The sequence below is a fragment of the Novosphingobium sp. genome (assembly GCF_027489515.1).
Taxonomy (GTDB): domain Bacteria; phylum Pseudomonadota; class Alphaproteobacteria; order Sphingomonadales; family Sphingomonadaceae; genus Novosphingobium.
This window is the reverse complement of the sequence record NZ_JAIXZS010000041.1, coordinates 34,542-57,317: the sequence shown is the minus strand read 5'-3', so window position 1 is coordinate 57,317 and position 22,776 is coordinate 34,542. Positions and strand designations below refer to the sequence as shown.

At 65.6% G+C, this 22,776-nt stretch carries 18 protein-coding genes; 11 read left to right on the top strand and 7 right to left on the bottom strand.

What is annotated here, in order from left to right; translation table 11 throughout:
- Positions 1 to 11 precede the first annotated feature (11 nt).
- Positions 12 to 479, bottom strand: a complete 468-nt coding sequence (locus tag Q0082_RS07295) for an Lrp/AsnC family transcriptional regulator (RefSeq protein WP_298191238.1) — start codon at positions 477 to 479, stop codon at positions 12 to 14.
- Between the two features lie 10 nt (positions 480 to 489).
- Complete coding sequence (locus tag Q0082_RS07290; protein WP_298191237.1) at positions 490 to 1,092, bottom strand: TetR/AcrR family transcriptional regulator; 603 nt, start codon at positions 1,090 to 1,092, stop codon at positions 490 to 492.
- Positions 1,093 to 1,218: 126 nt separating this feature from the next.
- Here Q0082_RS07290 and Q0082_RS07285 point away from each other — a divergent pair, with 126 nt between their 5' ends.
- Genes Q0082_RS07285 through Q0082_RS07275 form a run of 3 tightly spaced genes read left to right on the top strand, consistent with a single transcriptional unit; the run spans position 1,219 to position 3,906 of the window.
- The gene (locus tag Q0082_RS07285; protein WP_298191236.1) at positions 1,219 to 2,211 is read left to right on the top strand and encodes a DUF1080 domain-containing protein; all 993 of its coding nucleotides are present in this window, start codon (positions 1,219 to 1,221) and stop codon (positions 2,209 to 2,211) included.
- Positions 2,208 to 3,035: a phytanoyl-CoA dioxygenase family protein gene (locus tag Q0082_RS07280; protein WP_298191235.1), complete on the top strand. Its 828-nt coding sequence runs from the start codon at positions 2,208 to 2,210 to the stop codon at positions 3,033 to 3,035. The genes Q0082_RS07285 and Q0082_RS07280 overlap by 4 nt, the downstream gene beginning before the upstream one ends.
- Positions 3,036 to 3,045: 10 nt before the next feature.
- Positions 3,046 to 3,906 (top strand): aldose 1-epimerase, encoded by an 861-nt coding sequence (locus tag Q0082_RS07275; protein WP_298191234.1) that lies wholly within the window; start codon positions 3,046 to 3,048, stop codon positions 3,904 to 3,906.
- On the opposite strand, the gene Q0082_RS07270 is transcribed toward Q0082_RS07275, so the two are convergent.
- Both Q0082_RS07270 and Q0082_RS07265 read right to left on the bottom strand, forming a co-directional pair.
- Entirely contained in the window at positions 3,903 to 4,307 is a 405-nt protein-coding gene (locus tag Q0082_RS07270) for a DUF6379 domain-containing protein (RefSeq protein WP_298191233.1), read from the bottom strand. The two genes, Q0082_RS07275 and Q0082_RS07270, sit on opposite strands and share 4 nt — an antisense overlap.
- Before the next feature lie 40 nt (positions 4,308 to 4,347).
- Positions 4,348 to 5,253 carry a TIM barrel protein gene (locus Q0082_RS07265; protein ID WP_298191232.1) on the bottom strand — a complete coding sequence of 302 codons (906 nt, stop codon included), beginning with the start codon at positions 5,251 to 5,253 and terminating at the stop codon, positions 4,348 to 4,350.
- Positions 5,254 to 5,501: 248 nt separating this feature from the next.
- On the opposite strand from Q0082_RS07265, the gene Q0082_RS07260 reads away from it, so the two are divergent.
- The 3 genes from Q0082_RS07260 to Q0082_RS07250 are packed head-to-tail and all read left to right on the top strand — an operon-like array spanning position 5,502 to position 8,762.
- On the top strand, positions 5,502 to 6,503 hold the full coding sequence (locus Q0082_RS07260) for a glycoside hydrolase family 5 protein (protein ID WP_298191231.1): 1,002 nt from the start codon (positions 5,502 to 5,504) through the stop codon (positions 6,501 to 6,503).
- Positions 6,503 to 7,597 carry a hypothetical protein gene (locus tag Q0082_RS07255; protein WP_298191230.1) on the top strand — a complete coding sequence of 365 codons (1,095 nt, stop codon included), beginning with the start codon at positions 6,503 to 6,505 and terminating at the stop codon, positions 7,595 to 7,597. The genes Q0082_RS07260 and Q0082_RS07255 overlap by 1 nt, the downstream gene beginning before the upstream one ends.
- 43 nt (positions 7,598 to 7,640) lie before the next feature.
- Positions 7,641 to 8,762 carry an endo-1,4-beta-xylanase gene (locus tag Q0082_RS07250; protein ID WP_298191229.1) on the top strand — a complete coding sequence of 374 codons (1,122 nt, stop codon included), beginning with the start codon at positions 7,641 to 7,643 and terminating at the stop codon, positions 8,760 to 8,762.
- 139 nt (positions 8,763 to 8,901) lie between these two features.
- Here the strand turns inward: Q0082_RS07250 and Q0082_RS07245 are convergent, their stop codons facing one another.
- On the bottom strand, positions 8,902 to 12,141 hold the full coding sequence (locus Q0082_RS07245; protein ID WP_298191228.1) for a TonB-dependent receptor: 3,240 nt from the start codon (positions 12,139 to 12,141) through the stop codon (positions 8,902 to 8,904).
- A gap of 219 nt (positions 12,142 to 12,360) precedes the next feature.
- On the opposite strand from Q0082_RS07245, the gene Q0082_RS07240 reads away from it, so the two are divergent.
- From Q0082_RS07240 to Q0082_RS07225, 4 genes are read left to right on the top strand one after another with little or no spacing between them, the layout of a single operon-like run.
- Positions 12,361 to 13,869: a tryptophan halogenase family protein gene (locus Q0082_RS07240; RefSeq protein WP_298191227.1), complete on the top strand. Its 1,509-nt coding sequence runs from the start codon at positions 12,361 to 12,363 to the stop codon at positions 13,867 to 13,869.
- The gene (locus Q0082_RS07235; RefSeq protein ID WP_298191226.1) at positions 13,859 to 15,295 is read left to right on the top strand and encodes a tryptophan 7-halogenase; all 1,437 of its coding nucleotides are present in this window, start codon (positions 13,859 to 13,861) and stop codon (positions 15,293 to 15,295) included. The genes Q0082_RS07240 and Q0082_RS07235 overlap by 11 nt, the downstream gene beginning before the upstream one ends.
- The gene (locus tag Q0082_RS07230; RefSeq protein WP_366522526.1) at positions 15,292 to 16,803 is read left to right on the top strand and encodes a tryptophan halogenase family protein; all 1,512 of its coding nucleotides are present in this window, start codon (positions 15,292 to 15,294) and stop codon (positions 16,801 to 16,803) included. Before Q0082_RS07235 ends, Q0082_RS07230 begins: the two co-directional genes overlap by 4 nt.
- Positions 16,800 to 18,323: a tryptophan halogenase family protein gene (locus Q0082_RS07225; RefSeq protein WP_298191225.1), complete on the top strand. Its 1,524-nt coding sequence runs from the start codon at positions 16,800 to 16,802 to the stop codon at positions 18,321 to 18,323. The genes Q0082_RS07230 and Q0082_RS07225 overlap by 4 nt, the downstream gene beginning before the upstream one ends.
- Here the strand turns inward: Q0082_RS07225 and Q0082_RS07220 are convergent.
- Together Q0082_RS07220 and Q0082_RS07215 are read right to left on the bottom strand one after the other, a co-directional pair.
- On the bottom strand, positions 18,317 to 20,125 hold the full coding sequence (locus Q0082_RS07220; RefSeq protein WP_298191224.1) for an IlvD/Edd family dehydratase: 1,809 nt from the start codon (positions 20,123 to 20,125) through the stop codon (positions 18,317 to 18,319). The genes Q0082_RS07225 and Q0082_RS07220 overlap by 7 nt on opposite strands.
- 33 nt (positions 20,126 to 20,158) lie before the next feature.
- Positions 20,159 to 21,244: an aldose epimerase family protein gene (locus Q0082_RS07215; protein WP_298191284.1), complete on the bottom strand. Its 1,086-nt coding sequence runs from the start codon at positions 21,242 to 21,244 to the stop codon at positions 20,159 to 20,161.
- 235 nt (positions 21,245 to 21,479) lie between these two features.
- Between Q0082_RS07215 and Q0082_RS07210 the strand changes: the two genes are divergently transcribed.
- A complete protein-coding gene (locus Q0082_RS07210) occupies positions 21,480 to 22,769 on the top strand; it encodes a sugar MFS transporter (protein WP_298191223.1) in 1,290 nt (429 codons plus the stop codon).
- Positions 22,770 to 22,776: the final 7 nt, after the last annotated feature.

The window sequence follows — 22,776 nt, the reverse complement described above, 5'->3', positions numbered from 1 at the left end:
GGGCAAGCGGTTCACCCTGCAGGCGGCGGCAGCGGGAGGCTGGTGGTATGCTTGATCCGGTCGAGCACCACGCTCGAACGCACGCTGGCGACATCGCCGTGGCCGAGGAGCTGTTCGTTCATGAGCCTCGAATAGGACGCCAGATCGCGCGCGACGATGCGCAGGAGATAGTCGGAATCGCCCGTGGTGGCGCGGCAATCGAGCACTTCGTCGAGCGCGGAGATGCGGGCATGGAAACTGCGAACGACTTCGGGTGCGTAGCTTGCCATCGCAACGGCAACATAGGCTTCGACCTGAAGCCCGAGCGCGGCTTCGCTCAGCAGCGCGACGGTACCCCGGATATAGCCATCGGCCTCAAGCCGGGCGATGCGCCGCGAGACCTGGCTGGAGGACAGATGGACCAGCTTCGCGAGATCGGCATGCGCGCGCGAGGCATCGACCTGAAGCAGGGCGAGAAGCTGGCGATCGAGCTTGTCCATGCGTGGGCCCCTATGCCGCGAGCGCCGCGACGATGGCGCGCTCGATGATTGCTTCGGCCAGAGCATTGAGCGTCAGTGCGCCCGGGACGGGACGGATCACGCCCTTCCGGCGCATTGAAGCAAAGCCGTAGATCGCGGACCAGAAGGCAAGCGTGCGCAGGTCCGCTGCCGCTTCATCAAGGCCCGGCACGGCCGCGTCGATGGCGCTGCGCAGGGCGCTGTGGCCCTGCTTCTGGAAGGCAAGCAGTTCCTCGTCGAGCGCTGGAGTGGTCAGCTCGCTCTCGTACATCAGATCGACCAGCCGGGGGTTCGTGTCGGCAAAGCGGACGAATTCGGTGCCCATCGCGCGCAGCTTGGCCGCTGGATCGGCGCGGGAGGCGGCAATGTCCTGCGACTGGGCAAGCATCTCGCGGAATCCATCGAGCGCGAGGGCGAGAAGGAACGCGCGGCGATCAGGGAAGTGATGATAGGGCGCGCCGGGCGAGACACCGACCTGCTGTGCGAGCGTGCGCATGGAGAGGCCGACGTGCCCGTTCGCTTCGATCCACGCGCGGCCAGCTCTGAGCAGATCGCCCCGCAGATCTTCCTTATGGTACGGCTTCTTCGTCGACATGCGCCTTCCCGGTGCCTCGCCCTGTCCTATCATCATTGCGCGATCATGCCAGCCCGCGCGGAACGACAGCGGTTGACTCCGCTTCTGCGACTATTTAATCACTGCTTAGATAATCCGGAGAGTGCCATGCCCCGCTTGCCTTCAATCCTGCTCGGCGCAGCGCTGCTGGCCGCACCTGCCCTTGCGACTGCCCAGGGCGGACCACCCGATGGTTCGACCCCGGAGGAGCAGGCCGTCATTGCCGGTGACCCGCCGTTTCACGCGCAGACATTAACGCTTGCGGGCGCGGCGAGACCGGCAGGCAAGACCAGAGCCCTGTTCAACGGGCGGGATCTTGCGGGATGGGACAGTTGGCTGGGCTATTCCGATCCGCGCGATACCTACGGCCAGCCAGCCGCCGGACCGATCGGGCTCAATCACGATACAACCGGGGTGTTCCGCGTCGAAAAGACCGATGGACACCCGTCGATCCATGTCAGCGGCAAGATCTGGGGCGGGCTGCTGACCAAGCGCAGCTATGGCAACTACCACCTGCACCTTCAGTTCAAGTGGGGCGAGCACACCTGGTTTCCGGTGCCGCGCAACAATGGCGTGCTTTATCACTCGCATGGCCGCCATGGCGCGTTCTTCGGGACATGGATGTCGGCGCTGGAGTTCGAGGTGGTACCGGGATCGGTAGGCATGTTGCTGGCGGTTGGCGACTCGCGCGGTACCCATTCGTTCAGCACGGTGGACTGGCGCGTTGGTGCCAAAGTGGAAGTGGGACGCGATCCCGCGATCCCCTATCCTTTCCGCCGTTACATGCCGGGCGGACCCCGGCTTCCGATCCAGATGCCGGCTTTCAATGTCGACGCCAACCGCAATGCCGAGAAGCCGCTGGGCGAATGGAACACGCTCGATATCTTCACGCTGGGGGACCGTTCGATCCATGTGGTGAACGGCGTGCCGGTGATGGCCGCGAGCGGCTTCACCACCACCGATGCCAGGGGCGCGAAACGGCGACTGGTGCGTGGGCGCATCCAGCTTCAGTCCGAGGGCGCGGAAACGTGGTTCCGGGATATCACAATCACCCCGATCACGCGCCTGCCGCGAATTGTTGCAACAGGAGATGCGAAATGACCGCTTACGGACGGCAAGGCGACGACTATGTGCTCTTGCCGGGCGAGATCGAGCAGTTTCACCGCGACGGGTATGTCACCCAGCGCGGGGTGCTGAGCGAGGAGGAACTGGCCGCAATCGAGCCCGAATTCGAGCGATTCATCCGCGGCGAAGTGCCGGGCATGGGCCGCGATTTCTGCGACATGTCAGGCCCCTATGGCCGCAAGTTCGAAGACTTTGCACTCGTCAACGCAGTCTTGCCGCGCCGCTATCGGCCGGAGATCGAGGGCAACATCTACGAGAAGCGCGCGGCTTCGATTTCGCGGCAGCTTATCGGCGAGACAGCGACGCTCGACTACGACCAGTTCCTTGCCAAGCGCCCGGCCAAACCCGACGCCGTGTTCACCTGGCATCAGGATCTCGGCTATTGGCCGACCGGGACGCCCGAGCCCCTCACTGCCACGTGCAGCCTTGCGCTCGACGATGCGGACAGCGAGAACGGGTGCCTGCGGGTGGTGCCCGGCTCGCACCGCAAGGGACTCCGTCCGCATCGGCCGCTGCTGGGGCAGGACAGGGATAAGTCGCATATTCTCAGTGTGGAACTGACCGATGCTGATGCGGTGGTCGAACTGCCGCTGCAGCGCGGCGACATTACCGTGCACGACGAGATGATCATCCACGGCTCCGGCGGCAATTCCTCTCCGGACCGCTGGCGGCGCACCTATATCGCCGCGTTCCGGACCAAGGCCTGCGTCGACTTCGAGCGGGCAATCGGCTTTACCCACTCGCACAATGACACCATCAATTGGGAAACACACCTCGGCGCCCTCACCGCAGCGAACTGACGGCGCCGAGATGCAACTGGCGATTGCGGCTGGCGATTATCGGCTGGTTGCGGCACCGGCGCGCGGCGGTTCGATCCTCTCGTTCACGTGGCGCGGCGAGCCGGTGATGCGCGAAGCGGAAGGACCGGACATTCTCGATGTCGGCTGTTTCGTGATGGTGCCGTTCGCCAACAGGATCAAGGACGGGCGCTTCGTGTGGCGCGGACGGCCGATGATCATCCCGCCCAATCTCGAAGGCAGGGACCGACTGAACCCGATCCACGGCTATGGCTGGCAGGCAGAATGGGCAGTGGTGGAAACCGCGCCCGAGCGGCTGCGGTTCGGCCACCGCCATGCGGGCGAAGGATGGCCGTGGCCCTATCGCGCGGACCTCGCCTATGCGCTAGATACCGGAGGCCTCACCGCACGGCTGACGCTGACCAACACGGGTGACGAGGCGATGCCGGCGGGCCTTGGCTTCCATCCCTATTTTCCGCGTAGCGCAACGACGCGCTACATCGGGCTGCACCGGGGCGAGTGGCAGACCGGAAGGGATCCGCTACCTGTGGCGCTGGAGCGCCGCACGACGGCAATCGACTGGTGGGAAGGCAGCCCGGTAGGCACGCGGGAGGTGGATACCGTGTATTCAGGGCGCGAGGGGCCGCTTGAAATCCTGTGGCCGGAGCGGGCAATGGCACTGACCATCACGCCATCGCCCGCGCTGGCCCTCACCGCGGTCTATGCGCCTGCAGGCACCGGCTGGTTCTGCGCCGAACCGATGAACCACCTGACCGACGCGGTGAACGGACGCGATCCCGCGGCGGCAATGCCTGCGCTGGAGCCGGGCGAAACCGCCGTGGTGGAGATGCACCTCGGCGTCCGGCCGCTCTAGGCCACGCAGATCGTCGCCATGCGCGCCTCGTGCATCGGGAACACGTGCACATCGGGCGGGAAGTAGGAATAGCGGATGCGCGCGAGAACCTCGACATGGTGGACCCCCGGTACGAGCCCGCCGGGCTTGTCGACGAGGATTTCGCCCCACTCGAGGAGGCCCCAGCGCGCGGTGGTCTCCTCGCGCAGTTCGGCGAGCGTGTAGACCTCATCGCGGATGCCGAGGCGGTTCTGCTCGAAGGGAAAGACTTCGCCGTCAACGGTCACGGTGAAGCCATCGAGCTGCGAGAGGCGAGTGCCGTGGTAGTTGGGGATGCGGACCCGGACCGCAAAACCGGTGCGCGCGCCGACCGGGCCAATGTTGCGGAAGCCGGTGCTTTGGATGAGCTGGTGTTCGAGCATAGTGGTCACTCCGGAAGGGCAGTCAGGCCGATAGGGGCAGTCAGGCGAGCACGCCCGCATCGAATTCGGCCTCGAGCTTGCGCAGCAGGACCTGCTGGCGGCGGACCTGATCGATCGCGCGCCACGGGCTGCGCAAGCCTTCGTACTCGCTGGAAAGCCAGCCTGAATAGCCAGAGCGCTTTATGGCGCTCATCACCGGGCGCCACGGGATGTTGAGGTCTTCGAGGCTGTCGTCGATATCGTGGAACTTGGCCTGGATGAACACGACGTACTGCGCGATATCGAGGAACTGCTCGGGCGGGACCTTGATGCCGTTGAGGAAGGCCATGTGCTTGCGCGCCTCATCGTTGATCTGGTGCGAACCCCAGTGCGTGAGCGGGCGGTCCTGGAAAATGCCGGTATCAATCATCAGGCCGAAGTTGGTGGTCCCCGTTCGTTCGATGAAATCGATGTAGCCCTGCGTGACGCGGTGCCTGATCGGCGTCGGCGCATGGATCTCCGGGCAGATCACGATGCCAAGCTGGTGCGCAAGATCGAGATTGCGCTCGACATAAGCCTGCCACTGCGGATCGGGATCAAGCTCGTGCGAGGTGACGCCGAACTTGGGGCGGAGGAACTTGAACCCGAGCCGGTGCGCAAGCCTCAGATCGCGCGCAAGCTCGGCCGCGCCCTCCTCGACCGTGAGGTTGCGCGTGAGGGTTACGCGCGTATCGACCCAGGCGCAGAAGTTGGTGGGCTGAAGTTTATAGCGATCGACAAGTCCGAACCAGCGATCGAGCCATGCCGAGGACGGCTCGGGATAGCCTTCGACTTGCCCCTCGCCGAGGATTTCGATGCCGGTCGCACCGGTATCAGCGATGTGATCGAACGCATCCTCCAGCGTCATCACCGAACCGTAGTCGTTGACGTAGCTGTAGACCGAGACGCCGTACTGAAGAGAACCCATTGCCTGCAAAACCCCTGCGCGCGCCGGCGCGATGTGCGGACGGCCCGGCGCCGCCTCGAAGGATTATCTAATCGCTGATTAAATAATGCGCAAGCCCCCCCGATGGCGCCACCTGATTGCCCGACAGGGTGGACATCGCAAAAGGCGCTTGCAGGACATAATGATAGCGCTATCTTCATCGATCGAAGCAGAGTTCGATGCAACATCCGGCCATCAAGCGCCGGAGTTCGGGGAAGGAAATCAAGTTGATGAACCGCAAGATCCGGGTGATGGCGCTGGCCGCCGCCACCCTGCTGGCCTCGGCAGCCGCAAGCGCGGCCACGCCGGGCGCAACCAATGCCCTGCCCGTGGGGCGCTGCGTCAACATGGGCAATCATCTCGAACCGCCGCAGGAAGGCGCCTGGGGCCGCGCAATTGCTGACGATGACTTTGCCATCATCGCCAAAGCAGGCTTTGCGACCATTCGCCTGCCGGTGCGCTGGTCCGGCCATCTCGATGCGGCGGGACGGATCGATCCCGCGTTTCTGCAGCGGGTGCAGCGCGTGGTCGGCCTTGCCCGCGCGGCGGGCCTCAACGTGATCCTTAACGACCACAACTTCGACGCGCTGATGAGTGCGCCCGAAGCCAACCGCGACAAGCTGGCGGCCATTTGGCGACAGGTGGCCAAGGCCTTCGCCGATAGCCCCCGCGATCACGTATGGTTCGAGATCGCCAACGAGCCGCATGACAAACTGACCAATGCCAACCTTGTCGCGACGCTGAGCCCGGCGCTTGCAGCGATCCGCGAGAGCAATCCGGACCGGCCGGTGATCGTGGGCGGGGAATTCTGGAGCGGGGTCAGCTCGCTTGCGACCTTGCAGCTGCCGGAAGATCCGCATCTGGTGCCGACGTTCCACTATTACGAGCCGTTCGATTTCACCCACCAGGGCGCGACATGGGTCGAACCGGTGCGGCCGCTGGGCCGCGTCTATGGCAGCGAAGCTGACAAGGCGATGCTCGAAGCGGACGTTGCCAAGGTGCGCGCCTTCATCGCGCGGACGGGCAAGACGCCGCTGCTGGGCGAATTCGGCGCGATCGACCTCGCGCCGCTGGCGCAGCGCGTGGCCTATGCCAAAGCGGTGCGGACCGCATTCGATGCGGTGGGCGTCGCCACCTGTTCGTGGGCCTATACCAACACCTTCCCACTTTATGACAGCAAGGCGAAGCAGTGGCTGCCGGGCATGCTCGAGGCTGTGGGGGCGGGCCAGTGATGCGCGGCAAGCTTGCGATCTTTGCCGCCGCGCTGCTCTGCTCGGCCACGCCGCTGCTCGCGGCTCCGGCGCCGCGTTCGCCCGCGCTGCAGGCGCTCGATGATGCCCTGCCCGGCACGCTGATCAACGATCCCACCAAGCTCGATTGGCCCGTGTTCGGCGGCGGGGCGGCGAAGGCAGTCAAGTCTGCCGATGCGCCGGGCGGCGGGGCGTTGCAGGTCAACGTGCCGCGCGCGGGGAGCAATATCTACGATGTCGGCGTGAATGCCCCCATCCTTGCGCCGATCAGTGCCGGGCAGCGCGTGACGGTCGCGTTCTATGCGCGCACGCTCAAGGCCGAAACGGCCGACGGCAACGGCGTGATCGCGGTGCGCGTGCAGCAGAACGTGGCGCCCTATGCCGGGTTCGCCGATACCAAGCTCAGCATCGGGCCGCAGTGGAAGCTCTATGAAGCCACCGGGCTTGCCGAGCGCGACATTCCCGCGGGGCAGGCGGTGGTCGGTTTCCAGCTGGCGGGCGCAAAGCAGACCATCGAGATCGGCCAGACGATCGTGGTCGAAGGCGCGGCGAGCATCGTGCCGAGCGCCAAGGCGCCCGAACTACCGCCATTGCTGGGGGGCAAGGGGCGGCTGATCAATACGGTCAACGCGCCCGAAAGCTGGGCGCTTTATGGGCCGGGCCTTGCCAGCAAGCCGGTCGAGGCGCGCGGGACGCCGGGCCTTGCCGCGCTGCAGGTGAGCGTGCCGGGCAAGGCCGCGCATCCCTATGACCTTGGCATCAACGTGCCGATCGGCGAAGCGCTGGAGGAAGGCGATATTCTCAGTGTCGCTGTGCTTGCACGCACGGTCAGCACCGAGAGCCCCGATGGGCTGGGGCGGATCACCCTGCGCGTGCAGAAGAACGCCGATGGCTATCCCGGCTTTGGCGAGAACGTCGTGACCGTGGGGCCGACGTGGAAGCTGATCCAGCTGCGCACGCAGGCCCGGCTCGACATTCCCAAGGGCCTTGGCACGGTGGCGCTGCATCTGGGGCACGCGAAGCAGGTGCTCGAGATCGAGAACGTCTATGTCCTCAAGGAGGAACCGGCGCCCTGAATGCGCGGCCTCCCCTGCCCTCTTCCCAACGGAGATTGATGCGATGAAGCTGACCCGACGCGAGGGGCTGGGCCTGCTGGCCGCCGGCGGCGCACTGCTGGCTGCGCCGGTGCGCGCGCTGGCCGAGGAGGCTGTGCCCTCACTGGCGGCCCTGGCGCGGGCCAAGGGCATGCGGTTTGGCAGCGCAGTATCGGGCGGCGGCGGCGGCTCGTGGCGCAATCCGCGCTACGCGGCGCTGATCGAGCGCGAATGCGCCGTGCTCGTCGCGGAGAACGAGATGAAGTGGCAGGCGATCCGGCCGACAGCTACGACGTTCGACTTCACCGCCTTCGATGCGATGATCGATTATGCCGCGCAGCAAGGCCTTGCGATGCGCGGGCACAACCTCCTGTGGCACCGGCCCAAGTGGATGCCTCGCTGGCTCGAAGCGCACGATTTCGGGGCAAGGCCAGCGACTGCGGCGGCGGCTATGATGACAAACCACGTCGAGACTGTCTGCGCGCGCTACAAGGGGCGCATCCTCTCCTACGACGTGGTCAACGAGACGGTGCTCCCCGAGGATGGTACGCTGGCGCAGACCGCGCTTTCCAAGGCGATGGGCGGGACCGTGGCGCTGGTCGATCTTGCCTTCCACACCGCGCGCGCGGCAGCGCCCGGCGCGGAGCTTGTCTACAACGACTACATGAGCTGGGAGCCGGGCAATGCGGCGCACCGCAAGGGCGTGCTGCAGCTGCTCGAGGGCTTTCGCAAGCGCGGCACGCCTGTCGATGCGCTGGGGATCCAGTCGCACCTCGTGGCGCCAGTGCCGGGTGCGGCCGAGCGCCGCGATTGGCAGCGCTTCATCGATGAAGTGGTCGCGATGGGCTATGGCCTGCTGATCACCGAATTCGATGTGCGGGACAAGGACTTGCCGGCCGATGTGGCGGGGCGCGACCGCGTGGTGGCCGATACGGCCAAGGCCTATTGCGAGATGATGTTCGGCTATCCGCAGCTGAAAGAGGTGCTCGCCTGGGGCATGGTCGATGCCTATTCGTGGCTGCAGGGCTTCGAGCCGCGCAGCGACGGCATCGAGGCGCGCGGCTGCCCCTACGGATCGGACTACCGGCCCAAGCTGCTGCGCGAGGCGCTTGCCGCCGCCTTCGCGCAGGCCCCTGCCCGCACCTAGACAGACCCGCTCCACCACTGCCGCCGCGCCGGTCTCTTACTGACCGGCGCGGCTTCTTTTGTGCGGCGTGCGCAGCAAAAGCGCACAAAAAATGGGCGCCGGATTGCTCCGACGCCCAGTTGCCACACGCAAGGGGGAGTTAGAAGTTGACCCTTGCGGATATCGTGAAGCGGCGGTCGGTCTTGTACCACTGGCGGGGCACGAGGACGACCTGCTTGTCCGTCTCAGCTGCTGGCTTGTTGTAGACAGCCGCAGCTGTCTTCACCAGCGAATCCAGCAGGTTGACACCCTGGATACCGATCGTGAAATTCTCGTTCGCCTTGAGGAAGATCGACGCGTCGAGCTGGCCATAGGGCTTCTGGAAAATCGGATCGAACGGGGTGATCACATCGCGCAGGGTGAGCAGATACTGCGACCGCCAGCTATAGGCTGCGCGCAGCGTCAGCTTGCCCTTCTCGTAATAGGGCACGATGTTGAACGTGTGCCGCGAGAGGCCCTGCAGCGGGAAGTTGTCGCCCGGCACGGTCGAGACGCGGCCGGCCGCCACGTCTGGATCGGTGGATGACAACGTGGACTGCGGAACACCGGACGAGTCGACGAAGGTGTAGTTGGCCTGCAGGCCAAGCCCGCTGAGGAAGCCGGGCAGGAACGAGTAGTTCTGCTGGTACGAAACCTCGAAGCCCTTGATCTTGCCCTTCTGCTTGGAGTTCACCGGCTGCGTCGCGTTCACGAACGCAGTGGCCGAGGCGACCGGGATCGTGATCGAGACGTTGTCGTTGGTAAGGACGCCCTTCAGCTCCTTGTAGAAGGCCGAAACGGTGAACTGGCCGCCATTGCCGAAGTAGTATTCGGCGGTGATGTCGAAGTTGTCCGCCTCGATCGGCTTGAGGTACGGGTTACCCGCGGTGATCGAGCCCGCGAGGTAGGGCGCTCCGCCATTGACCGCCGCATCCGCGCGCACTGCGATGGCATCGATGCGCTGATAGTTGCGCGTGAGGCCGAAATCAGGCGGCGCGATGCCCTTGAAATAGGCCGCGCGGAACTGGAGCCCGCCGCCCGCCTCGAACTTGAGGTTCACGCTGGGGAGCCAGTATTCGTAGCGCAGCTTCGCGACCGAAGGCACATAGGCCGCCGCGCCGCCGGTGTCGGAGGCGACGAGCGCCTGCTGCACGTCCGAAGGCAGACGGCAGAACGGCGCCGGCTGCGCGCCGGGCTGGACCACCTGGCAGGCAGCGAGCTGCTGGCCAAAGGTGTTGTTCGCATTGCCGATGAAGGCGCCGCCGAACGAGGTGCGATCGGTGCGCGTGTAGCGCAGGCCGATGTTGCCCGAGAAGCGCTTGCCGCCGCTGAGGTCCTTGCCGAAGATCGCCATGAGGTAGCCGGACTGGACCTCCTCGCGCGCCGAGTTGATCTCACCCGGCAGGAACGGCGTTCCGGCCACAACGCCCTGGCGCTGGGCGAGCGGACGCCAGCCCTGCCCGTTCCAAGCGTTGTTGATGGCGATGGCGTAGTTCTCGTAGGCCTGCACATCCTGCGCGGGGTTGCCGTTGTAGAACAGGCGCCCTTCGCCGAGCGGGCTGGCGATCTTGCCGCCGAAGAAATCGGGGAAGGTATAGGCGCGGAAGCCCGGAGCCTGCGCCGCGACGGGATTGTCGAGCCAGCGCGGGCCACCATTGCCCCACTGCTCCGAAAGCACGCCCCAGTTGTAGGTCGAGAAGCGGGCGGTCTGATCACGCTTGGCGTAGCGGTAGCCGGCCTTGATCGAATTGAGGAAGCTGCCGTCATCGAAATCGTACTTGAGATCGAGCTTGGCGGCGTCGGACTTGCCATCGCTCTTTTCGATGTGATCCATCGAAGAGCGCCAGAAGCTGTTGTAGGGATCGAGGTAGCTCTGGTGCGTGCCGGTGAAGTAGGTCTGCACCCCGCCGCCGTTGATGCAGTTGGGGCTGCAGTTCTGCGGCGCCAGCAGCTCGATGTTGGGCAGGTTGAAGCCGTTGTTGGTGATCTTGGCGTTCTGGTAGGTGCTCGCCCAGATGCCGTTGTCGACCACGTCCACGGTCGAATCGACGTGCTGGTAATCGAACACCGCGGTCAGGCGGTCGGTGACCTTCCACTTGAGATTGGCCGAATAGTCAGTGACGACGTTCTTCTCGACATGGCCGCGGCGGATGTTGTTGCTCTGCAGGCCATAGGCCGGCGTGCGTGAGCTCGCCGGGTTCTGCGAGAAATCGGTATCCGCGCGCCAGCCGGTGTTGCCGGTGATCACGCCGTTGGTGAACATCCCGCTCTGGTCGAACGAGTACTCCGTGCCCGGCGCGGCAAACGGGCCGCCGTTGCCATCAACGTTGTCGGTCGCGACTTCGACGGTGTATTCGCCCCAGTTCTGCTTGGCCTCGGAGCGCAGGAATTCAAACGTAGCCTCAAGCCCGCCATCGGTGCTGCGCCACTGCAGCACGCCCGAGCCGCCGATGCGTTCGCGGTTGAAATCCTGCGAACCGGCGACGGCGCCGGCCGGGAACAGGCCGTAGCTGGCGATCGCGCCCGGGTTGGCCGAGGTGATCGCCTTGCCGTTCGCATCGAGCCCGATCGGACGGAAGCGCGAAATTGCGACGCGGTCGGCACGGGTGAAGAGCTGCGAATAGTTGAAGCTGCCGAGAATACCGATATCGCCCATCGGCGTCTCGAACCGGACCGAGCCGACCGCCGCAACGGTCGGCGCGCTCTTCTTCACGAAATCGCCGTAGTTGTTCTCGATCGAGGCCGCGAAGAAGTTCTTCGCGCGATCAAAGGGCTTTCGTGTGCGCAGATCGACCGTGCCGGCAATGCCGCCTTCGATGTGATCGGCGGGCAGCGACTTATAGACATCGACGCCGCCGAGCAGTTCGGCCGGCACATCGGCAAAGCCGAGGCCGCGGCCGTTGTTGGCAGTGAAGGCATCGCGCCCGTTGAACTCGGAGCGGACGTAGGTGAGGCCGCGCACGACCACGCCCGAGCCTTCCGCACTGAAGTGATCGGGGTCGACACCCGCAGCGAAACGGTTGATCGAAATGCCGGGGATGCGCTGGAGCGTTTCCGTCACCGAGCGATCGGGCAGCTGCCCAATATCGTTGGCCGAGATCGAATCGACGATCGTGTCGGAGTTCTTCTTTTTCTTCTGCGCGGTCTCGAGGCTGCCGCGATACCCGGTGACGATGATCACCTTGTCAGCGTTGTCAGCCGCAGCCGCAGAATTGCCGTCACCCGCCTGCGCCGCCTCTTGCGCGAAGGCCGGGCCGGCCACGCCCATCATCGCGATCGCGAGCAGCGAAGCCCCGGCGATCTGGGCACCGCGCCGGCGAGCCCTGGCCGCCAGACGCAAATCTGCTGTGGTCGAAGTCATCCCTCTCTCCCTGTTCACCCCGAGAGGCGGTTCCGCCTCTTCTAGTTAGCGCTACCAAACTGAAACGGCTTACGCTTCTGATTGCGCTAACATCTAACAGTGGCTACGTCAACGCGATCACAAGCGCAATAGCTATGCTGCACAAATTCCTGCACAATAGTGCAAGTTGGCTGCAGTGAAGCAATAGAACGAAACAAAGCGAACAAGAGGGGCAAGCTCATGAACGGCAGCGCCATCGAGCGCATCGTTATTGTCGGCGGCGGCACGGCTGGATGGATGACGGCGGCCGCACTTGCCCATCGGTTGCAGGGCCTGCCCGTCTCGATCACGCTTGTTGAATCAGAAGAGATCGGCACCGTCGGCGTTGGCGAGGCCACCGTCCCGCATATCCGCTTCTTCAACGCCCGGCTGGGTATCGATGAAGCCGATTTCATGCGGCGCACCAGCGCCACGTTCAAGCTCGGCATCGAATTCCGCAACTGGGGCCGCAAGGGCGACAGCTACATCCACCCCTTCGGCGTGTTCGGAGAGGAAATCGAGGGCGTCGCGTTCCATCACCTCTGGGCGCGCTTTGCCCGGGCAGGCGGGCGCGATGCGGTCGAGGCTTTCTCGCTGCCCGTTCTTGCAGCGCGGATGGACCGTTTTGCCCATCCCGATTCCGATCCGGAGAGCCTGCTTTCGACCTATTCCTATGCCTACCAGTTCGATGCCGGGCTCTATGCTGCCTACCTGCGTGCCTATGCTGAAGCGCGCGGGGTGCGGCGGGTGGAAGGCCGGATCACGGCCGCGCTGCAGCACGCCGAGACGGGATTTGTCGATAGCGTGGTGCTCGAAAGCGGCGAGCGGGTCGCGGGCGAGCTTTTCGTCGATTGCTCGGGCTTTCGCGGGCTCCTGATCGAGCAGGCGCTGCACGCAGGCTACGAGGACTGGAGCCACTGGCTGCCCTGCGACCGCGCAGTGGCCGTCCCCTGCCGCAGCGAGGCGGCGCTTTCGCCTTATACCCGCGCCACTGCGCTCGATGCCGGCTGGGCCTGGCGCATTCCGCTGCAGCACCGTGTCGGCAACGGCCATGTCTATTGCAGCAGCCACATTTCGGACGAGGCGGCGCGCGATGCCTTGCTCGGCCAGATCGAAGGCGAACCGATTGCAGAGCCGCGCTTGCTGCGCTTCACCACCGGGCGGCGGCGCAAGCAGTGGGACCGAAACGTGGTGGCGATCGGGCTGGCGGCGGGGTTCCTCGAACCACTCGAATCGACCAGCATCCACCTGATCCAGCTCGCCATCGGGCGGCTGCTCGATCACTGGCCGGACCGCGACTGGGACCCGTTCTGCGCGCGCGAGTACAACCGGCTGATGGATCTGGAATACGAGCGGGTACGCGATTTCCTGATCCTGCACTATCACGCCACCGAGCGTGACGACACGCCGTTCTGGCGCCAGGTCCGCACCATGGCTGTGCCCGAAAGTCTGGCGCATCGGCTGGAGACGTTCCGCAAGCGCGGCGTGGTGGTAAACTACCGCGACGGCATGTTCCTCGATGCGAGCTGGATCGCGGTCTATCTCGGCCAGCGGGTGATCCCCGAGGCTGGCGATCCGCGCAGCGAGGCGCTGAGCGATGCGGGCCTGATGCTGCGGCTTGCGGCCATGCGCGACGACTATGCGCGAATGGCCGCGCAGCTTCCGACGCAGGCGGCGTTCCTTGCTCGGATCGGTGCCAATGCCAGCTGACGCGCCGCTCGCCACTATCACGATTGCGGGCGGCGGGTTCGCCGGATGGCTGGCCGCAAGCCTGCTTGCCCGCGCGCTGCCTGACCTTGCCATCAGCCTCGTCGAAGTGCCCGGGCCGGATCGCAGCCTCGGCGTTGCGGCCGCCGCGGACGTGCTGTTGCCCGATGACCTGCCACTGCTTGGCGAGGCAGGCTGGAACGGGCCCGATTTGCTGCGCGGCGGCCGTGCGGGCTTCGTGCTGGGCACCGCGCTGAGCGGCTGGCGCGCGGACGGCGCGACCGCCTTCATGCCTTATGGCGAGATCGGTGCGCCGCTGGGGCCCATCCCGTTCCATCAGCTTGTCAGCACGATGCGGCGGCGCGGGCAGCCGGTGAACATGGCGAACTATGCGCTCGGCGCGCTGGCGGCGCAGGCCGGACGGTTTGCCCCGCCCCCGCCGGGGGACGAAACTGTCCACGCCGCGCTCACCTTCGGGCTTTCGATCGATACGGCGCGGCTTGCCGAAATGCTGCGCGGCGATGCGCTGGAGCGCGGTGTGCGGCTGGCCGGAACCTGGCACGGGGAGGCCGTGCAGCGCGGGGACGGCGGAGTGCAGCGTCTTGTGCTGGCCGACGGAACCAGCCTTGCGGCCGATCTCGTGATCGATGCTTCAGGTCCGGCGAGCCCGCTTTCAGGAGCACGAGACGACTGGAGCCCGTGGTTTCCCTTTGACCGCGTGGCCTCGGCACGGCGGACGAGCGAAGCCCCTGCCCCGCCCTATGTACACTGTGATGCGCATCATGCTGGCTGGCAGAGCTTTGCGCCGCTGGCGGATGGGGTGGGCGAGCTGTTCGTTTTTTCCTCGGCCGATGCCCCGGGCGCGCCCGCTGCTGAGCCCTTCGCGCCTGGCTGCCAGCAGGCGGCCTGGACCGGAAACGTCGTGCGGATCGGCGGGGCGGCCGCGCAGCATGATCCGGTAGCTGGCCTGCAGCTCCATCTCGCGCTGGCCGATGTGCTGCGGCTGATCGCGCTGTTCCCAGCGGCGTGCGAACACCCGGCAGAAGCGGCAGAATACAACCGGCAATGGCGCGAGAAGACCGAATGCGCGTTCGATACCGCGCTGCTGCGGCTGGCTTGCAGCGGTGCGCTGGGCGCAGTTTGGGACCGGCTGCGGGCGCGCGCGCTGCCGGATCGCGCAGCCTATCGCCGCGATCTTTATGCCGCGAACGGGCGCGTTGTGTTGCACGATGGCGAAGTGCTTGAAGAAGCGGGCTGGACCGCACTGTTCGATGCGCTCTGCGTGCAGCCGCGCAAGGGGGATGCGCTGTCCGATGCCCTGCCATCGGCCAAGATCACCGCACACTTTGCCGCGATCCGGCAGGCAATGATCGCGGCGGTCGGCCGGATGCCGCCCTATCAGGCGCTGATGGCCCAGGTAGCGGCATGATGGCGGGTCCGATCCGCAAGGTGGTGATCGCCGGCGGCGGGACCGCGGGCTGGATGGCAGCGGCAGCGCTTTCCCGCCTGACCGGCAATGGCGTGACCGAAGTGGTGCTCGTCGAATCCGAGGAAATCGGCACCGTCGGCGTGGGCGAGGCGACAATCCCGCCGATCCGCACCTTCAACGCCATGCTCGGCATCGACGAGAACGCCTTCGTCGTCGCCACGCAGGGCAGCTTCAAGCTGGGCATCGAGTTTGCAGGCTGGAGCCGCGAGGGCCAATCCTACATCCACCCGTTCGGGGCCTATGGCGCGGATATCGACGGGGTGAAGTTCCACCAGGTCTGGCTTGCGCTGCGCGCTGCGGGCCTCCCCCTCCCGCTCGACGATTTCAGCCTCTGCACGACGGCAGCACGGCTCAATCGGTTCCAGCGGCCCGACGGCAATCCCGCATCGCCGCTCTCGCAGATCGCCTATGCCTTCCACTTCGATGCCGGGCTCTATGCTGCGTTCCTGCGCCGCCACGCCGAGGCGCGCGGGGTGGTGCGGCATGAAGGCAAGATTGGGCAGGTCCGGCTCGATGGCGAGACCGGGTTCATCACCGCGCTCGCGCTCGACGATGGCCGGGTGATCGAGGGCGATCTGTTCATCGATTGTACCGGCTTTCGCGCCTTGCTGATCGGCGAGGCGCTGGGTTCGGCTTACGAGGACTGGAGCCACTGGCTGCCATGCGACCGTGCGGTGGCCGTGCCGAGCACGCGCACCGCGCCGCTGCTGCCTTATACCCGCTCCACGGCCCGCAAGGCCGGATGGCAATGGCGCATCCCGCTGCAGCACCGCACCGGCAATGGTATGGTCTATTGCAGCCGGCATATCTCGGACGACGAGGCGGCGGCGACCTTGCTGGCGAACCTCGATGGCGAAGCGACCGCCGATCCGCGTCCGCTGCGCTTCACCACCGGCATCCGCAAGGAACCCTGGCGCAAGAACTGCGTGGCGCTGGGGCTCGCGAGCGGGTTCATGGAGCCGCTGGAATCGACCAGCATCCATCTCATTCAGATCGGCATATCCAAGCTGCTGGCGCTGTTTCCGGATGCCAGCTTCCCTGCGCACGAGCGCGACGAGTACAACCGGCTGACCGCGCTGCAATGGGCGCAGATCCGCGATTTCCTGATCCTGCACTACAAGCAGAACCAGCGCGCAGGGCAGCCGTTCTGGGAGGAATGCGCCGCGATGCAGGTGCCCGAGACGCTGGCGCGCAAGATGGCGCTGTTCCGCGCCGCGGGCCGGCTGTTTCGTTATGAGGACGAGCTCTTCACCGATGCGAGCTGGGCCGCGGTGATGATCGGCCAGGGCCTCATGCCCGAACGGCATGACCCGATCGCCGATACGCTCGATCCAGCCGAGGTGCGCAATCTGGCGGCGCGGATGGCGGATGCCTTCCGCCGCACCGCCCGCGCCATGCCCACCCACGCCGACTATATCGCACGCCACTGCGCAGGGAGACCGATGTGACCGCCGAGGCCTCGACGGGAGACAACAGAATTCGCCGCATCGCCATCATCGGCGGCGGCACCGCAGGCTGGATGACTGCCGCCGCGCTCGCCAAGGTGCTGGGGCCGCAATATGCCGCAATCACGCTGGTCGAATCCGATGCCATCGGCACCGTTGGTGTCGGCGAGGCCACGATCCCGCAGATCAACATCTTCAACCGGATGCTCGGCATCGACGAGAACGACTTCGTCCGCCGCACCAAAGGCAGCTTCAAGCTGGGCATCGAGTTCGTCGACTGGCGGCGGCTGGGGCACAGCTATTTCCACCCGTTCGGCAAGTTCGGGCTCGATATGGAAGGCGTCTCGTTCCACGCCTTCTGGCTCCGGCTCCATGCGCTGGGGCTGGCGGGTCCGATCGAGGACTACTCGCTGATGGCCAAGGCCGCGGCGACGGGCAAGTTCATGCGCCCCGTCAATGCGGGCAATTCGCCGCTCTCCTCGATTGCGTATGCCTTCCATTTCGATGCCGGGCTCTACGCGCTCTTCCTGCGCGATCATGCCGAGCAGCGCGGCGTGAAGCGGCATGAGGGCCGCATCGTGAAGGTGGACCAGCGCGGCGAGGATGGATTTGTGACCGGTGTGCGGCTGGAAGACGGCAGCACGGTGGAAGCGGACCTCTTTATCGACTGCACCGGCTTTCGCGGGCTGCTGATCGAGGAGACGCTGCACGCAGGCTATACGGATTGGTCGAACTGGCTGCCCTGCAACCGCGCGGTGGCGGTGCCCTGCAGCGGCGGCGCGGCCATACCGCCGTTCACCCGCTCGACAGCGCGCAAGGCAGGCTGGCAATGGCGCATTCCGCTGCAGCACCGGGTGGGCAACGGCCACGTCTATTGCAGCGAGTTCATCTCGGACGACGAAGCGGCAGCAACGCTGCTGGCCAACCTTGACGGCGAACCGCTGGCCGAGCCGCGCTTCATCCGCTTCACCACTGGCCACCGCAACAAGTACTGGGACAAGAACGTCGTCGCCATCGGGCTCTCCTCCGGCTTCATGGAGCCGCTGGAATCGACCAGCATCCACATGATCCAGAGCGGCATAGCGAACCTGCTCGCGAACTTCCCGGACATGTCGTTCGATCCCGTCGACGCGGCGCGCTACAACCGCGTGATCCGGCAGGAAAGCGAGGACATCCGCGACTTCCTCGTGCTCCACTACAAGGCGACCGAACGGGACGATTCGCCCTTCTGGAACCATTGCCGCACCATGGCAGTGCCGGACCGGCTGGCGGAAAAGATCCGCGTGTTCGAGAACTCGGGCCGCACCTTCCGCGAGAACGAGGAACTGTTCAACGACACCAGTTGGTTCGCGGTCATGTCAGGACAGGGCCTGAAGCCCCGCACCTACGATCCGGTGGCGAACCTCCTCGATTTCGACACGACGCGCGCACGGCTCGACGAGATCCGGCGCGTGGTCGACGCCTCGATCGGCCACATGCCTGAGCACCGCGCATTCATTGCGCAGAATTGCGCCGCTCAGTGATTGTCGCGCGGTAGCCCCATGGTCTGCGCAATGCGCTGGTACTTTTCCGCACCTTCGAGAATGCCGCCGGTCGAAAGCTGGCCCACGCGTTCGCGGTAGATTTCCTGCCACGGCGTCTGCGAGGGCGGATAGGGAAAGCCGCCGGCAGCTTCGAGCGCCGCGCGGCGTGCGGAGAGTTCGTCCTCCGGCAGCAGCATGTCGGCCGTGCCCTTCCTGAGGTCGATGCGCACCAGGTCGCCCGTCCGGAGCAGCGCGAGGCCGCCCATCGCGGCGGCTTCCGGGCTGGCGTTGAGGATCGAGGGGCTGCCCGAGGTGCCCGATTGGCGCCCATCCCCGATGCACGGGAGCGCGTCGATCCCCTCCTGAAGCAGATAGGCCGGCGGGCGCATGTTCACCACTTCTGCCGAACCCGGATAGCCGATTGGGCCGGTGCCGCGCATGAACAGCACCGTTTCCGGGGTGATCCCGGTCGCGGGATCGTCGATCCGCGCGTGGTAGTCCTCCGGCCCGTCGAACACCACAGCGGGGCCTTCAAAGGCCTCCGGGTCATCGGGGTTGGAAAGATAGCGCGCGCGGAATTCAGGGCTGATCACGCAGGTCTTCATGATCGCGGCATCGAACAGATTGCCCGAAAGCACGAGGAAGCCCGCATCCGGCACCAGCGGCTGATCGAACGGGCGGATCACCTTCTCGTCCTCGATCGCGGCATCGCGGCAGTTTTCGCCGATGGTGCGCCCGTTCACGGTCATCGCGTTCTCAGCGATCAGCCCCTGCCCGATCAGCTGCGCGACCACCGCCGGCACACCGCCCGCATGATAGTAGTCCTCGCCAAGGTATTCGCCCGCCGGCTGGAGATTGACCAGCAGCGGCACCTTGTGGCCGAGGCGCTGCCAGTCCTTCAGGGGCAGATCGACGCCGACATGGCGCGCGATGGCGGCCAGATGGATCGGCGCGTTGGTCGAACCGCCGATGGCCGAATTGACGACGATGGCGTTGTGGAACGCCTCCAGCGTCATGACGTCGGACGGCTTCAGATCTTCCCGCACCATCTCGACCGCGCGCTTGCCGGTGCGCCAGGCGCATTCCTGCCGGTCGCGATAGGGCGCGGGGATCGCGGCGGAACCGGGGAGCATCATGCCCAGCGCTTCGGCCAGGCTGTTCATCGTCGTCGCCGTGCCCATCGTGTTGCAATAACCGGTCGAGGGCGCGGAACTGGCGACGAGCTTGATGAAGCCCATCTCGTCAAGCTCACCCTTGGCGAGGAGCTCGCGTGCCTTCCAGACGATGGTGCCCGAACCGGTACGCTCGCCCTTGTGCCAGCCATTGAGCATCGGGCCGACCGAGAGTGCTATGGCCGGGATGTTGACGGTCGCGGCGGCCATCAGCAGCGCGGGCGTGGTCTTGTCGCAACCCGTCGTCAGCACCACGCCGTCGATGGGATAGCCGTAGAGCGCCTCGACAAGGCCGAGGTAGGCCAGATTGCGGTCGAGCGCAGCGGTCGGTCGCTTGCCGGTCTCCTGAATTGGATGGACCGGGATTTCGAGCGCGATGCCGCCCGCCTCGCGGATGCCGTCGCGCACACGCTCCGCCAGCACGATATGATGGCGGTTGCAGGGCGAAAGATCGCTACCGGTCTGCGCGATGCCGATGATCGGCTTGCCCGAGCGCAGCTCCTCAAGGCTCAGGCCGAAATTGAGATAGCGCTCAAGATAGAGCGCCGTCATGTCGATGTTGTGCGGATTGTTGAACCAGGCCTGCGAGCGCAGCTTGCGGGCGGGCGAGGTTTCAGGCGTATCGGTCATTGCAGCTCTCTTGAAGTCTTGGTGCGGCAGGGTTCAGCGGGCCTTGGGCGCCATGCCGACGCGGAAGATCATCACGTGACGATAGGGCTTGCCGGGATCGACACGCGCGGAGAGGAAGCCCGGCTGGTTGGGCGCATCGGGAAATTTCTGCGGTTCCAGCGCGATGCCATCGCCCATGCGGTAGAGGTGTCCGCCCTTCCCCGCCAGCGTCCCATCAAGGAAGTTGCCCGTGTAGAACTGCACGCCGGGTTCGGTGGTCAGCACCTCCAGCATCCGGCCCGAGGCGGGATCGACCAGCCGCGCGGCAAGCTGCGGCGCGGCGGTCAGCCCCTTGTCGAGCGCGAAGTTGTGATCATAGCCGCGGCCGAAGCGGATTTGCTCGTCGGTGCCATCGCGCAGGCCATCGGCGATGCGGCGGCCCTTGCGGAAATCGAACACGGTCCCCGCCACCTTGCGCAGCTCGCCGGTGGGGATCAGCCTTGCATCAACCGGCGTGTAAGTGCTGGCGGGTATGGTTAGGCGCTGGCCCATTGCGCCCAGCGGCGAGCCTTCGCCGGCCATGTTGAACAGCGCGTGGTTGGTCATGTTGACCACGGTCGGCTTGTCGGTCTCCGCCTCGAACGTGATGCCGAGGTTGCCCTTCTCATCGAGCGAATAGGTGACGCGCGTGGTCAGTGTGCCGGGGTAGCCCTGATCGCCATCTGGGCTGACGTGGGAGAACGTGACGCTCGCCACCGGGCCGCTCTTGACCGAGTCGACCTTCCAGTTCTGCTTGTCGAAGCCCTTGAAGCCGCCATGAAGGCTGTTCGTCTTGTCGTTGAGTGGCAGCTGATAGGCTTTGCCATCGAACGTGAAGGTGCCGCCGGCGATCCGGTTGGCATAGCGGCCGACAGTGACGCCGAAGTAGTTGGGGCGCTTTTCGTAACTCTGCACGTCGTCATAGCCGAGGAGGATGTCCGCGGCCTTGCCGGTGCGGCCCGGCACCATCAGCGATTGTAGCGTGGCGCCATAGCTCAGCACGCGCGCCGAAACGCCGTTCGCGGCCTTGAGCGTGATCGCCTGCGCCTCGCTGCCGTCAGCTAGCGTGCCGGCGCTTTCCTGCCGCGCTTCGGCGGCCATGGCGTTCTGCCCCGCGCACGCCAGCACGGCGGCAGATACGACGAGCCATGCGCTGCTGCGCGGTCGGCCGCTGGATCCCATCCCACATGTCCTTTTCAACCCGCGCCACGTGGCGCCACCCTTGCAAAGTGCCATTGACGCTTGCACATCCCGGATATAGTCCGACAAATAGAATGCGCGCAAGACCGATGTGATCTGCCCCGCACGGGGACCGAGCGAGAGGATGCCCAAGACCATGCCGCCTGTGGCCCCAGCCCAGACAAACGCCCATAGCACCAAGGAATCCAGCCAGAACTACGGCCCGGCGCTGACCCTGCTCGCCAGCCTGTTCTTCATGTGGGGCTTCATCACGGTGATCAACAACACGCTGCTGCCGCATCTGCGCAGTGTGTTCGACCTTAACTATACGCAGACAACTTTGATCGAATTCGTGTGGTTCATCGCCTACTTCGTCGCCTCGATCCCCTCGGCACGGCTGATCGAGCGGGTGGGCTATCAGAAGGCGCTGGTCATCGGCCTTGTGATCATGGCCGCGGGCGCGCTGGGCATGATGCTGGCGGCCTCGATCCCGTCTTACGGCGTTACGCTCGCCATGCTCTTCGTGATCGCGAGCGGGATCACACTGCTACAGGTCGCGGCCAATCCCTATGTCGCCGTAGTGGGAAAGCCCGAGACGGCGTCCTCGCGGCTCAATCTTGTGCAGGCGATGAATTCGGCCGGCACGATGCTCGCGCCGCTGTTCGGGGCCTACCTCATCCTCGGCCGCTCCAAGGGCGGCACGGCCGCGGCGGACGTGGTGCTCACCCCGGCCGAGCGACTGGCCGACGCGCAGTCGGTGATCCTGCCCTATGCGCTGGTGGCGGGCGTTCTGGTGGTCCTCGCGGTGGTGATCGCCCGGTTTCCTCTGCCCGCCATGGGCCAGGCAACGCAGCGCGCCAACACCGAGGAGCGAAAGGCGCTCTCCTTGTGGAACCACCGCAACCTCGTCTTTGGCGTGCCCGCGATCTTCATCTACCTGATCGCGGAAATCGGCGTCGCCAATCTCTTCGTCAACTTCGTCAGCCAGCCCGATATCGCCAACCTCACGCACGAAAAGGCTGGGCAATACCTCACGTTCCTGTGGGGCGGGATGATGGTCGGGCGCTTTGCAGGCTCCGCCATCATGCAGAAGGTGGACGCCGCGCTGGTGCTCGCCGCGTTCTCGGTCGGTGCGTTCGTGGTCATGCTGGTGACGGTGTTCAGCACCGGCCCCGCCGCGATGTGGTCGCTCATCCTTGTCGGTCTGTTCCATTCGATCATGTTCCCGACGATCTTCACCCTTGGCATCCGCGGGCTGGGTCCGCTGACAGAGGAAGGCTCAGGCCTCCTCATCATGGCGATTGCCGGCGGCGCGCTGGTAGTCGTGCAGGGCTGGCTGGCAGACAGCTACGGCCTGCAGGCCTCGTTCCTGCTGACCGCCGCCTGCGAGCTCTACATCCTGTTCTACGCACTGTGGGGTTCGCGCCCCACCGGTGCGGCTGATTGATCCCACC